We start from the raw sequence: 12369 nt of genomic DNA, 5'->3' as shown, positions 1-12369 counted from the left end.
AAACGCAGGCCTGCTGATCTCGCGCCGTGAACAGCCACAAGACGGTTTGAGCACGCAAGGCAGAGCTGTGGTGGCCCAGCAGCGTCATGGTCTCGGCAGCGCTCACCGGAGCACGCTCTCGGATCACACTCGGCAAACCATTGACATGCTTGCGCAACATTGCCGAACATGGGACAGGCCGCTTGGCGGCTCCGCGTCGCAGGAGATGCGACAACGTGATTCCCCCAGGAGGCATTGTGGCGTCCACCCTCACTGACGTGGCCAAACGCGCTGGTGTCGCACTGTCCACGGCGTCTCGTGCATTCAGTGATCCCGACCGGCTGGGGCCGGAAACCTTGCGCAAGGTTGTCGAAGCCGCTCGGGAGCTCGGGTACGAGCTGCCGCAGGGCCGCCCCGTCGGCTCGATGAGCAGAGACGATGCCCAGGACACCGTCGCTGTGATCGTTCCCGATGTCGCGAACCCCGTCTTCGGTTCCTTCGTCAAGAGCGCACAGCACGAGGGGTGGCACCGTCGGCTGGCTGTCGTCCTGGCCGACACCGACTTCGACCCCGGACACGAGCGCGAACTGCTCGGGCATCTACGGCACCGCGTAGCGGGGCTGGTCGTGTGCTCTCCGCGCTTGGAGGCCGATGAAGTGATCGGGCTGGTTGGTGACACACCGCTGGTCCTCGTCAACCGGGAGACGGACCAGGCCGACTGCGTCCTTGCCGATGCCACCGACGGGCTGCGGCAAACCGTCGAATACCTGGCCGCTCTCGGCCATCGGAAGCTCGCCTACGTACAGGGGTCCTCGCGCTCCTGGTCCAATGCCCACCGCGTGGAACTCGCCCGGGAGCTGACCGCCGAAGCCGGTGTCGAACTCGACGTACTGGGGCGGCAGTCGGAGACGGTGGCCGGAGGCACGGCGGCGGCGGCAAGCGTGGTCGCCTCCGGCGCGACCGCCGTGCTCGCCCACAACGACCTCGTGGCCATGGGCATCGTCACCGGCGCCCGCACCCTCGGCGTTCGGGTTCCGGAGGACATGAGCGTTGTCGGCTTCGACGACATCCCCTTCGCCCAGGTCTCGCATCCGGCTCTGACCAGTGTCTCGGTACCCATGGCGCGTGCCGCGACGAGCGCTTTGAAGCGCATCTCCAAGGCCCTGACCGGCACGGCAGGCACTCGGTCGGAAACACTGCGGCTGGCCACCCAGCTTCACGTCCGCGGCTCCACCGGACCGGTGCCCGTCCGCACCGCACAGCTCGCTCACCCCTGATCCGACGGCACGAGGAGCCCGCAATGCGTCGATTGCTCGAACGCCGAGGCCACAGATGAGAAGCGAAGGCATCCACGTCGTCGTGGCCGACCCGAACATCCGCCTTCTGCGCGGGGAGTTCGAGAACCGACTTCCCGTCGGGAGCACGGTCCTGTGGCCCGACCCGGCGGACGCCGGCGCCGTGGCAGAGGCCGTGGCCCAGGCGGATGTCCTGGTGTCCGGCACCTGGCCGTTGCTGCCGCCATCGCACGGGCCGCGCGAGCGAAACGGGAGGGGGGTCCCCCCGGCCGAAGGCTGGGAGAGGCTGCGGCTGGTCCACGCCGCAGGAGCGGGCACGGACGGCATCGACCGCTCCGCGCTCCCGCCCGGGACTCAGGTGGCATGCACGTACCACCACGAGGACTCCATGGCGGAGTACATAGCCGGCGCCTCTGTCCTATTGCGGCGCGGGCTGCTGCGTCAGGATGCCGCGCTGCGCGAGGGCCGCTGGCTCAGTCCCGTCTACGCCCCGCAGGAGGCCGGGTGGCAGCCAACCCTCGCCGGGGCAACCGTCGGCTTCGTCGGGTTCGGGCACATCGGGGCCCGGGCCTGGCATCTGCTACGGGCCTTCGGCGCCCGGGGTATCACCGTCTCCAGGCGCGGCGAGGTGGACGCGGCGGCCCAGGGCTTGGAGTGGGCGGGTGCCATCGACGATCTGCCGCATCTCCTCGACCGGGGCGATGTCGTGGTGGTTGCCGTACCCCTCATCGACGCCACACGCGGTCTGCTCGGTGCAGCCGAACTCGCCCGGCTGCACCCGGATTCAGTCCTGGTCAACGTCGGGCGCGGCCCGGTTGTCGACGAGGACGCGCTCTTCGAGGCTCTGCGCTCCGGGCGGCTGGGCGGGGCAGCGCTGGATGTCTGGTACTCCTACCCCAACGCGCCCGGCGAGCGGCAACAGCCCAGCAGGCAGCCCTTCCACACGCTGCCCAACATCCTGATGACACCGCACTCCAGCGGCCTGACCCGCCACACCTTCTCCGCCCGCGCGGCCGACATCGCCGCCAACATCCGGCGGCTGGCCGCGGGTGAGGAGCTCATGAACATCGTGGAGCACCCCTGATGAGCAAGCCTGACCGCATCGCCGCTGTCGATGTCCTGATCGCCAGTCCCACGCGCAACTTCGTCACCCTCAAGATCACCACCGAGGAAGGGCTGGTGGGTTGGGGCGACGCCACCCTCAACGGCCGCGAGCTGGCCGTCGCCTCCTACCTCCGCGATCATCTGGCCCCGCTGCTCATCGGCCGTGACCCAGCCCGTATCGAGGACACCTGGCAGTACCTCTACCGCGGTGCCTACTGGCGCAGAGGCCCCGTAACCATGACCTCCATCGGCGCGGTCGACCTCGCCTTGTGGGACATCAAGGGCAAGGCCACCGGCCAGCCGGTCTACCAACTGCTCGGCGGCGCCGTACGGGAGCGGATCCTCTCCTACACCCACGCCACAGGCTGGGACGTGCCGCAGCTGCTGGACTCCGTCGACGCCCGACTGTCGGAGGGGTTCCGGGCCGTACGGGTCCAGACGGGGGTCCCGGGCCTGGACGTCGTCTACGGCGTCGCCAAGGACGGCACCGCCTACGAGCCCGCCGGGCGTGGCATCGCTCCCCTTGAGGAGACCTGGGATACCGACGCCTATCTGCGACACACCCCCAAGGCGCTGGAAGCGGCCCGCGACCACATCGGCCCGGAGGTGAGGCTCCTGCACGACGCCCACCACCGGCTCACCCCCAACCAGGCCGCACGGCTGGGCCGTTCCCTCGAAGATCTCGACCTGTTCTGGCTGGAGGACGTCACCCCTGCCGAGAACCAGGACGTCCTTCGCACCGTTCGCGGCAGGACCACTGTTCCGCTCGCGATCGGCGAGGTCTTCAACACGATCTGGGAATGCCAGAACCTGATCACCGAGCAGCTCATCGACTACGTACGCTGCTGCGTCACCCACGCCGGCGGCATCAGCCACCTGCGTCGCATCGCCGCTCTCGCCGACGTCTGGCAGATCAAGCTCGGCCCGCACGGCCCCTCGGACATCTCCCCTGTGGCACTGGCCGCCTCGCTCCATCTCGGCCTCGCCACTTCCAACTTCGCCATCCAGGAGTACATGGGCTACGACCCGCTCGTGCACGAGGTGTTCCGTCACTCATGGTCGTACGAGGACGGACATCTGCACCCGGGAGAAGCGGCAGGGCTCGGTGTCGACGTCGATGAGGAGCTCGCCTCACGTCACCCGTATCAGCCTGCGTTTCTGCCCGTCGCCCGTCACCGAGACGGCTCCATGACCGACTGGTGACCCGCCCCGCCGGTGACCCGCCCGCCGCAAGGACCTTCCTCTCATGAGTACAGCCACCGCCCGCACCACCCCCCTGACTGCCGAGACAGCACCGCCCGGTGCACTGCTGCACCCTCGCACCCTCGGCCCGGACGACACCGGCATCGTCCACCTCGGCCTCGGCAACTTCCACCGCGCCCACCAAGCCGTCTACACGGCTGCGGCCCTCGCCCGGGAGGAGGGCCCGTGGGGTGTCCTGGGCGTGGCCGGCCGCTCCGTCGGCGTAGCCGACGCGCTACAGGCCCAGGATCTGCACTACACCGTCGCCGAGGTCTCCCCGGACGGGCTGCGCTGCACCATTCCTGGTGTACATACAGGGGCGCTGGTGGCCGCGCGGGAACCGGAGCGGGTGCAGCGGGCCCTGGCCGCCGCCGAGACCCGCGTGATCTCCCTCACCGTGACCGAGCACGGCTACACCTACTCGCCCCGCACCGGCGGCCTGGACCTGGACCATCCCGGTGTCCGGTCCGACCTGCGCGGGAATCGCACCGCACCGCGGACCACCCTGGGCCGCATCGTGCGCGCCCTCCAGGGGCGTGCCCACACCCACGGCGCCCCGGTCACCGTCCTCAGCTGCGACAACCTGGTCGGCAACGGCAGTCACACCCGCCGCCTCGTCGAGGAGTTCGTCGCGCAGCTCCCTGTTGCCGAACGCGAGGAGCTCACCGCGTGGATCGCCGCCGGGCAGGTCACCTTCCCCAACACGATGGTCGACCGCATCGTCCCGGCGACAACGGAGTCCGAGCGTGCCGCCGTCGCCGAAGCGATCGGTGTGCGCGACGAAGTACCTGTACCGGCCGAGCCGTTCACCATGTGGGTGCTCCAAGACCGCTTCGCCGCCTCCCGTCCCGCCTGGGAAGCGGGCGGTGCGCTGTTCGCCGACGACGTGGAGCCCTACGAACTCCTCAAGGTCCGGCTGCTCAACGGCACGCACTCGCTCATCGCCTATCTCGGCGCCCTCGACGGACACGACACCATTCCGGAAGCCACCGCACAGCCCTTCGTCGCCGAGGCGGCCCATGCGGTTCTGTGGCGCGAATACCTTCCGACCCTCACCGTTCCCGACGGCGTGGACCTCGATATGTACGTGAGCCGGCTCTTCACCCGCTGGACCAACTCCGCGCTCGGACACCGCACCCGCCAGGTCGGCTCGGACGGCTCCGTCAAGCTGCGGCAGCGGATTCCCGACCCTGCCCTGCTCCACCTCCGGGCCGGCCGGATGCCGCACCATCTCGCCCTCACCCTCGCCGCGTACCTGTGCTGCCTGGCCCCGTCCGCCGGATTCGACCCCGGTGAGCACGCGGCGGCCATGGCCGACCCGGCCCGCGAGCGCCTCAGTACCCTGCGCGCCCGCACCTCCGACGGACCGTCGTTCGCCACAGCTGTGCTGGACGACGGCCTCCTCGGGGACGAACTGCCCGAGCATGCTCACTTCGCTGCCCGGGTCGGCGCATTCATCGACCTGATCCACACCCGCGGCCCGCGAACAGCAGCCGCCGAAGCCACCGGTTCTTCCTGACCGCCTCTCCCATCCCCGAGTGGCGCCGCCCCCGCCTCACAAGGACGTGAGCTCGTGAAAGTCGATTTCAGCCCGCCCACAACTGCGCGCGCCGCCGTCCTGCACTCCGCCGGGGATCTCCGCATCCAGGAGGTGCCACTGCGGCACCTCGGCCCGGACGAGGTACTCGTCGCCATCGACGCCGTCGGCGTCTGCGGTTCCGACATGCACTACTTCGCCACGGGCCGCAACGGCAGCAACGTGCTGCGGCAGCCCACTGTCCTCGGGCATGAGGCTTCCGGCACCGTCGTCGCCACCGGTTCCTCGGCCGCAGTGCCGCCCGGCACCCGGGTCGCCGTCGAACCGGCGGTCGGCTGCGGCACCTGTTCCACTTGTCGGTCCGGGCGCTACAACCTCTGCCCCGTCGGCCACTGCTTCGGCTCTCCGCCCACCCATGGCACCCTCACCACGCACCTCATCGCCCCGAGCCGCGCGGTGCACCCGCTCCCGGACGCCGTGCCACTGGAACTCGGTGCGCTCGTGGAACCGCTGGCCGTGGCCGTCTGGGCCGTACGCCGAGCGGAGGTGGCCTTCGGCGACCGGGTACTGATCACCGGTGCCGGTCCGATCGGCATCCTGTGCTGCCAGGTGGCTCGCGCTGCCGGCGCCGTCGAGGTCACCGTCACGGACGTCAACGACGCCCGCCTCGAACAAGCCCGCAAACTCGGCGCCACCAGCACCGTCAACACCGCCCAGGAAGACCTCGAACTTGCCGGTGTCGACCGGCTGCTGGAGTGCTCGGCCCATCCCGCCGCACTCCGGCAGGGCGTGCATACACTGCGTCCCGGTGCTCGCGCCACCGTCGTGGGCCAAGCCTCATCCAGCGCCGACGGTATCCCCCTGGCGCTCCTCCAACGGTTCGAGATCGACCTGGTCTGCGCCTTCCGTTACGCGCACGCGTTCCCCACAGCGCTCGCCCTGGCTGCGGACCGCACGGTCGACCTGGCCGCCGTCCTCACCGGCCGCTTCCCCCTGGAACAGGCGGCCGAAGCGCTGCGTGCTCCTGCTGCCGACCCGGCTCACCTCAAGGTCGTCGTCCGCCCGGGCGACACGCCCCGCTGAGGGGCGTCCCTTCCCTGACGCACCATCCCCGCCCCCCTTCCCCGTCCCTTTCCGCTTCTCTTCTCTTCCGTTCCCGTCCCCTCAATTCCCGTCCCCTTCCACTCTCCCCGAACCCCGCTCCGTCCAAGGAGGCATGGACGATGGACCCCTCCGCGCCCACGACCGCTGTCACGCCCGTCACCGATCAACCGCCCGCGGATCCCCGCACGGTCCGAAGAGCCGCGCTTGCCGGACTCGTCGGCACCGCACTGGAACAGTACGACTTCGTCATTTACGGCACCGCATCGGCGCTCGTCTTCGGTGACCTGTTCTTCGGGGGTTCGTCCCCCGCCGTCGGGATCCTCGCCAGCTTCGGTGCGTATGCCGTGGGCTTCGCGGCCCGCCCCCTTGGGGGCCTGTTCTTCTCCCGTTATGGCGACCGCCTCGGCCGTAAGTGGGTCCTGGTGGCCACACTGCTGCTGATGGGCGGCTCCACCCTGGCCATCGGGCTGCTGCCCACCTACGCCCAGGCCGGATTTCTCGCGCCCTTCCTGCTGGTGCTGTGCCGGATGGCCCAGGGATTCGGGGCCGGCGCCGAGCAGTCCGGGGGCTCCACCCTGCTCACCGAGACCGCACGCAAGGGACATCGGGGAGTCCTCGCCGCCATGGTGATGACCGGCGCAGCCCTCGGCACCGCTCTCGGCGCCGCCGCGTGGGCCCTGGCGCAGCTCCTTCCCGACGAAGCCCTGATGTCATGGGGCTGGCGACTCGTCTTCGCCAGCAGCATCTTCGTCTCCATCGGCGCGCTGATCATCCGTCGCAGGCTGCAGGAGAGCCCCGTCTTCGAGGAGCTCAAGGCGCAGCGGACCGAACCTTCCTCCCCCGTCTCCGAAGTACTGCGAGGTGGTCGCCGTCCACTGCTGCTGGTGATGCTGATGAGCACGGGCGTCAGCGCTCAGTCGTACACCTACCAGGTGTTCATTGCCTCCTACCTGGTCACCGGAGTGGGCGTGGATGCCGACCTGGTGCCCCAGGTGCTCCTCATCGGGGCACTGTGCGGCGGCGCCGCGGCCCTGGTCACCGGCCGGCTCTCCGACCGCTTCGGCCGTCGGCCGGTCTCGACCGCCATCATGAGCGCACTGATAGTGCTCCCGGCTCCCAGCTTCGTCGCTCTGAACACCGGCTCCACCCTTGCCATCACAGTGGTGATCATCCTGGGCTTCGTCTTCGCCGCTCACGGCGCTGTCGGCGTACAGATGAGTTACTTCCCCGAACTCTTCGGCTCCCGCTACCGGTACGCCGGAGTGACCCTCGGCCGCGAGTTCTCCTCCGTACTCGGCGGTGGCTTCGCCCCTCTCATCTGCGCCGGCCTGATATCGGCCTTCTCAGGCTCGTGGATCCCCGTCGCCGCCTACATGATGCTGATGGGCGTGATCAGCCTTGTCGCCACACGTCTGTCCCCCGAGACAGTCGACCGCGAGCTGACCGACCCCGCCGATGCCACCGCCACCGCCACCGCCGAGAAGGCGCACATTTGACCGCGCCGACCGGATACGCCATCGCCCTCCGCGAGACGTGTGCTTCGCCCTGCGGAAACCGGCCACCTGCTGGTGTCTCTCTCCCTCCCGCTAGGGCATCACGGAGGAGTACGTGGCGAACGTTTCCTGAGGCGTGCGGCGCGCTCGCACCGGGACTCGGCCCATTATCCAGTCCCTGCCGTGAGTGCGTCCGGCCCGACTGCCGGCAGCCAACAGCGAAGCGGCGCTTGCTGCTGCCCAGCTGACGATGATCGGGACCACGCACGGCTCGCTCGACCCGACGAGCCGTTCGGGCCGACGCTGATGGTCCTGCCGTTACTGTGCCGGTGCACCGGTGGCTGCGGCGAGCGCTTGGGCCAGGACGCTTTCGCGCCGGTCGTGCAGGCCGTGCAGACAGGCCGTGAGGGTGGGGCTGTCGGCGACCATGCGGGCGAAGTCGGGGCCGGAGAACCCGGAGACCGGATCTGCGGCCGCGGCGGCGTCGGTGAAGGCGCAACGCAACGCCGCCAGGGCGGATTCGCCGGGCCGCCGTACGGTCACCGTCTGCGCCAGGGAGGCGATGAACGCGTCCTGGTGGTCCTGGGCCAAGTCCTCTTCGCGTGCGAAGTAGTTGGTCACCGTCTTCTTGGATTCACGCAGGCCGGCGGGGTGTGCGGGCGATGTTGTGTCGGCACTCTTGGGAGAATTCTTACCCTCGTAGCGTTTTTACGTTGACGCACCGCGGTCTTCGCCCCACCGCCGGCCTCGGCGAGGTCCTGGCTATGTCGGCTGCACGAAGGACAACAATGACCGCCTGCACTGCGGCGAACCACCGGCCGTCAATCTGCACACGCGACTGCCTGACGAAGTTGGACGATGCCTGGAGGCGTTAACCTCGGGCGCTTTCAATAGGGGCATTGTCCGGTAGGTGATCGAGAAAGTAGAAAGCGCCTCTGAGCTGCAACGATAGGACATGCTGAGGGTCCTGTACGTGGTGGCGGAAGAGGCACTTCCCAGATGAAGAACAGTTACGGGTCGTGTCCGCGTGTTCGCGTTGCGGGCGGCGGTCGTGGGGTGGTCATCAACTGCTTGGCGTTGTTTGGTCGGAAGCTACGGGCGAGGCTTCTCGGTGTGCTCGGTCAAGGCAGGATCTCGACGTACCCGTCGGTTCCGTGCACACGGATCCGCTGCCCGTCCCGGATCAGCCGAGTGGCCTGCTCCACACCCACGACGGCCGGCAAGCCGTACTCCCGGGCGATCACTGCGCCATGGGTCATCAGGCCGCCCACCTCCGTCACCAGACCCGCGATTCCGACGAACAGCGGCGACCAGCTGGGGTCTGTGAAGCTCGTGACCAGGATGTCGCCCGCTTCGAAATCGGCCTCCGCCACGTCAAGGATGACGCGCGCCCTCCCCTCGATGGTCCCGGGACGTCCACCGCCAGGACCAGCGGGCCATCCGCAGCCCTCGGCAACGGCACATCGACCAGGGCTCGGCGCAGCCGCGCGATGTCGATTCGGCCTTGGTTGAGCCCGCCGTATAAGGCCCCGTGGCCACGGCGATGTTCCGGCGCGAGCGCGAGATCGACCAGCGTCCGAACCGGTCCGCCCGTGCACAACAGCGCGTCGTACAGCTCGAACAGTGCGTCGCCCCGCGCGGTTAGACACGCGTACAACTCCGTCCGGAAGCATGACACTTCCGCGAACGCCCGCAGGACGCCCTGATGTACCAGACTCACGACCACGGCCTTCGTGTTGTTCCTGAGCCTGTGACGAAGCAAAGGATCAGACGAAGGCCGGCTTCACGTCCGCTGAACTGCGAAAACACTGATCAGGTTCGATGCACGTTCGACGCCGGACGATAGCGACCGCTACTCAGATACCCCCTCGACGAGAAGGAGCCGCCGTTCCAGGGCTGCCTTCCGGACCTCAAGCGCCTCCGCGTACTCGGAAGACGCGTACCACTCCTTGGCCCGATCCGTATCAGGGAACTCGACGACGACCACCCGCTGAGAAGAGGGCCAGGTACCCTCCACGGCTTCGGGCAAAGCACCGCGGACGATATAGCGACCGCCGTAGCGACGGATGGAAGCCTCCGCCAATGTCCGGTAGGTGTCTGCGAGTTCCTCGTCCAGCACCTCAACCTCAGAGATCACATAAGCAGGCATGTCAGCCATGCTGTCAGGTGCGTCAACCAGCGAATCCGGCCAGCAGCCGGGTGGAGCAAGCGCCCATAATTCAGGCAACCGCAACGAGCCTGGTCAAGTCCGAGGCGCAGTTGGACGCCGGACCTTAAATGCCAAGCTCAGAAGCTGTTCGCCCCGACCTTGGACTTGTTGGACGACCTCGGCCCACTGCTCAACGGCATCGCCGTGCACCTGGACGCCGACTAGGACTCGGGCAACACCCGACGCACGCCGACTCCGCGGCCGAATCGCGCACCGATCCGAGAACGTCTGTCCAGGCCACCCAGCGCTGGCAAGTAGAACGCACCCACAGCTGATCGAACGCATTTTACTGACTCGTACGCTGCCACGACGCCGCACCAGCCTTCGACCTCGCGGAGGTCGGCATCACCGTGCGGTAACCCCGTCCGCCACACTGGACCACCCATCGCTGGGACGACGGCCCCACCCGACGACCATGGCCACACACCTATCTGCTCGATCTCTTAACCCAAGATCACCCGTATGGGTCAACGGCTCGCACCTGGACTCCAGAGGACCGCTGGATCGGGTAAAAACGAGGCCGAACGCCCACCGGCCGAGGCGGGCGCACTGTCGAAGGCGAGCGGTGTTCCGCAGATGCTGAATCTCGCAGCTCATCTCGGCTTTTCGGGAAGCGGACATTCGCCCTTTCCGAGAGTCGACGTCCCTTACGCGTATGACTTAAAAGCGGTGCTGCAATGCTTGGCTGCTGCAGGCGGATGGCCGCTGTCTCGTGAACCGAGACGTGTCCGGCATGCGCCAATGCAGGGAGAAGCCTTCGCATGACGTCCGCCCGCGCCTTGAGGGGTTGCCGGTGCATCCACCTCCGGGGGGCGCGTTCACGCCAGCCGGGATGCCGGCGCTGTCGGGGAATCCGCAGCCACGCAGGCAGTCACGAGCGGTCCAGGGTCGGCAGGACCCGCCGCCACCACAGCCACGGGACACAGCGACGAGGCGCAACCGCATGCCTTCCTCACCGTGCGCGGCCTGGGCGGGACCCAGGCACCCGCACGACGCGGCCGGTCGCGGCGGCCTGTCCTGACCAGCATCGCCCCGGACTTCCGGCCCGGCCAGGTGCACGTCGTGCTCTCGGCCCCTCCGGCCTCGGCTGCGGCGGCCTGCCCGACCCGAGTCCTGGTGGTACGGCCACGCGTCCTCCTGTCGGACGAGACGCCTCATTGCCTGCCACGCCACCGCAAGGTGCCTGTTGAGGGGCGTCGGCCAGGAGGTGTGCGGGCGTGGTCCGGGCGCGCCGCCAGGCTCACGACACCGCGGCCCCTGCAGGAATTTCGCCGAGAGGACCTACGTGTCGGCCCCCGGTCCCGACGGAGCCGTCTTGGCGGCCTGCGTCGAGCCGGGGCCGCACGAGGGCCCCTGACCCGCCCGGGGCCAGGGTGCCATCACCACCACCGAGGAGCACGGATGCACCTGATTCCTTCAGAGCAGGAAAAGCTGCTGCTGAGCGTGGCCGGGATGCTCGCCAGCTACCGCAAGGAACGCGGCATCAAGCTGAACTACCCCGAGGCCGTGGCCTACATCAGCTGCTGGGTCATCGAGGAAGCCCGGGCGGGCAGCTACACCGTCGACCAGATGATGAGCGACCCCAGCATTCCCCTGGACAAGCGGAAGGGTGACACCCAAGGCGAGGGAGAGCGCGTCCTCACGACGGACGACGTCATGGAGGGCGTGCCCGAGATGCTCGACATCCTCCAGATCGAGGCGACCTTCCCTGACGGCCGCAAGCTCGTCACCCTCTACGACCCGATCCGCGCCCCGATCCCCGCCCCGAGCAGCTGAGGACGAACCCATGCCCTACTTCCAGTCGCTGACCACGCCGCCTGTGCCGGTCAAACAGCCTGTACCCGCGCCGCCCGGCCCTGACGAAAAGTTCGGAGGGCTGATGCCCCTGCCCAAGCCCTCTGCCCTGGATCCGAGCAAGTCCTACGACTTTTCCCAGTACAAGGTGGGAGGAGTGTGGGTCAAGGACTCGGACCCCCACGTGCTCAACTCCCAAGGCGATAAGGCCACTCTCTACGTGCTCAATGTCGGTGACCGCGACATCCAGGTCGGTTCGCACATCCACCTGGCCGACGTCAACGAGAACCTGCTGTTCTTCACTGACGAGAACAAGGCCGCCGACGCCGAGATTGCCCTGACGGACCCTCAGCTCTCACGGTCTGAGCAGATCGCCGCAGCCCGCCAGTTGGCGCATGACCGGTCGAAGACGCCGGGACAGGCCCCCTGGGGATACCGCCTCGATGTCGCTCCGGGGGACTCCAAGCGGTTCAGCCCCGAGAACTCGCCCAGCGACGAGATCGAGGTCGTGGAGATCGGCGGGAATCGGCGTGTTCCGGGCCTGCGCAAGGACAAGCAGGCCGGCGACGTCGCCCTCGGCTGACAGGGCCCTCGTACACCCAGCTGGAGGAC

General features: G+C 68.4%; 9 protein-coding genes and 4 pseudogenes. 9 read left to right on the top strand and 4 right to left on the bottom strand.

The window, feature by feature from the left end; all coding sequences use genetic code 11:
* The first annotated feature begins 257 nt into the window (after window positions 1-257).
* The 6 genes from ACTWP9_RS31950 to ACTWP9_RS31925 all read left to right on the top strand — a co-directional run bounded on the left by ACTWP9_RS31950 (window position 258) and on the right by ACTWP9_RS31925 (window position 7757).
* Window positions 258-1256: a LacI family DNA-binding transcriptional regulator gene (locus ACTWP9_RS31950; RefSeq protein WP_443249811.1), complete on the top strand. Its 999-nt coding sequence runs from the start codon at window positions 258-260 to the stop codon at window positions 1254-1256.
* A gap of 55 nt (window positions 1257-1311) precedes the next feature.
* On the top strand, window positions 1312-2358 hold the full coding sequence (locus ACTWP9_RS31945) for a 2-hydroxyacid dehydrogenase (protein WP_443249810.1): 1047 nt from the start codon (window positions 1312-1314) through the stop codon (window positions 2356-2358).
* Window positions 2358-3581 carry a D-mannonate dehydratase ManD gene (gene manD / locus ACTWP9_RS31940; RefSeq protein WP_443249809.1) on the top strand — a complete coding sequence of 408 codons (1224 nt, stop codon included), beginning with the start codon at window positions 2358-2360 and terminating at the stop codon, window positions 3579-3581. Before ACTWP9_RS31945 ends, manD begins: the two co-directional genes overlap by 1 nt.
* Window positions 3582-3624: 43 nt before the next feature.
* Window positions 3625-5139, top strand: a complete 1515-nt coding sequence (locus ACTWP9_RS31935; protein ID WP_443249808.1) for a mannitol dehydrogenase family protein — start codon at window positions 3625-3627, stop codon at window positions 5137-5139.
* Window positions 5140-5193: 54 nt separating this feature from the next.
* Window positions 5194-6240 carry an NAD(P)-dependent alcohol dehydrogenase gene (locus ACTWP9_RS31930; RefSeq protein WP_443249807.1) on the top strand — a complete coding sequence of 349 codons (1047 nt, stop codon included), beginning with the start codon at window positions 5194-5196 and terminating at the stop codon, window positions 6238-6240.
* Window positions 6241-6380: 140 nt separating this feature from the next.
* Complete coding sequence (locus tag ACTWP9_RS31925; RefSeq protein WP_443249806.1) at window positions 6381-7757, top strand: MFS transporter; 1377 nt, start codon at window positions 6381-6383, stop codon at window positions 7755-7757.
* Window positions 7758-8081: 324 nt separating this feature from the next.
* On the opposite strand, the pseudogene ACTWP9_RS31920 reads toward ACTWP9_RS31925, so the two are convergent.
* The 4 genes and pseudogenes from ACTWP9_RS31920 to ACTWP9_RS31905 all read right to left on the bottom strand — a co-directional run.
* Window positions 8082-8393: pseudogene (locus ACTWP9_RS31920) on the bottom strand (TetR family transcriptional regulator); the annotation flags it as partial.
* A gap of 482 nt (window positions 8394-8875) precedes the next feature.
* Window positions 8876-9166 (bottom strand): annotated as a pseudogene (locus ACTWP9_RS31915) (PEP-utilizing enzyme); the annotation flags it as partial.
* A pseudogene (locus ACTWP9_RS31910) lies at window positions 9166-9474 on the bottom strand (transposase); the annotation flags it as partial. The pseudogenes ACTWP9_RS31910 and ACTWP9_RS31915, both read right to left, overlap by 1 nt.
* A 132-nt stretch (window positions 9475-9606) precedes the next feature.
* The gene (locus tag ACTWP9_RS31905) at window positions 9607-9903 is read right to left on the bottom strand and encodes a DUF1330 domain-containing protein (protein ID WP_443249805.1); all 297 of its coding nucleotides are present in this window, start codon (window positions 9901-9903) and stop codon (window positions 9607-9609) included.
* Window positions 9904-10032: 129 nt separating this feature from the next.
* Here ACTWP9_RS31905 and ACTWP9_RS31900 point away from each other — a divergent pair.
* The 3 genes and pseudogenes from ACTWP9_RS31900 to ACTWP9_RS31890 form a co-directional block, all read left to right on the top strand.
* Window positions 10033-10322: pseudogene (locus ACTWP9_RS31900) on the top strand (IS5/IS1182 family transposase); the annotation flags it as partial.
* 1042 nt (window positions 10323-11364) lie between these two features.
* On the top strand, window positions 11365-11739 hold the full coding sequence (ureA, locus tag ACTWP9_RS31895; protein WP_443249804.1) for an urease subunit gamma: 375 nt from the start codon (window positions 11365-11367) through the stop codon (window positions 11737-11739).
* 10 nt (window positions 11740-11749) lie between these two features.
* Window positions 11750-12340 carry an urease subunit beta gene (locus tag ACTWP9_RS31890; RefSeq protein ID WP_443249803.1) on the top strand — a complete coding sequence of 197 codons (591 nt, stop codon included), beginning with the start codon at window positions 11750-11752 and terminating at the stop codon, window positions 12338-12340.
* Window positions 12341-12369: the final 29 nt, after the last annotated feature.

The sequence above is a fragment of the Streptomyces sp. 3N207 genome (genome assembly GCF_052246355.1).
Classification (GTDB): domain Bacteria; phylum Actinomycetota; class Actinomycetes; order Streptomycetales; family Streptomycetaceae; genus Streptomyces.
The sequence above is the reverse complement of the archived record's forward strand: the minus strand, read 5'-3'. Positions and strand labels throughout refer to the sequence as shown.

What these genes read in the sequence shown, in the direction of transcription:
- ACTWP9_RS31890 (WP_443249803.1), top strand. Translation starts at nt 11,750, where the DNA reads ATGCCCTACTTCCAGTCGCTGACCACGCCGCCTGTGCCGGTCAAACAG.
- ACTWP9_RS31935 (WP_443249808.1), top strand. Translation starts at nt 3,625, where the DNA reads ATGAGTACAGCCACCGCCCGCACCACCCCCCTGACTGCCGAGACAGCA.
- ACTWP9_RS31925 (WP_443249806.1), top strand. Translation starts at nt 6,381, where the DNA reads ATGGACCCCTCCGCGCCCACGACCGCTGTCACGCCCGTCACCGATCAA.
- ureA (WP_443249804.1), top strand. Translation starts at nt 11,365, where the DNA reads ATGCACCTGATTCCTTCAGAGCAGGAAAAGCTGCTGCTGAGCGTGGCC.
- ACTWP9_RS31945 (WP_443249810.1), top strand. Translation starts at nt 1,312, where the DNA reads ATGAGAAGCGAAGGCATCCACGTCGTCGTGGCCGACCCGAACATCCGC.
- ACTWP9_RS31905 (WP_443249805.1), bottom strand. Translation starts at nt 9,903, where the DNA reads ATGCCTGCTTATGTGATCTCTGAGGTTGAGGTGCTGGACGAGGAACTC.
- manD (WP_443249809.1), top strand. Translation starts at nt 2,358, where the DNA reads ATGAGCAAGCCTGACCGCATCGCCGCTGTCGATGTCCTGATCGCCAGT.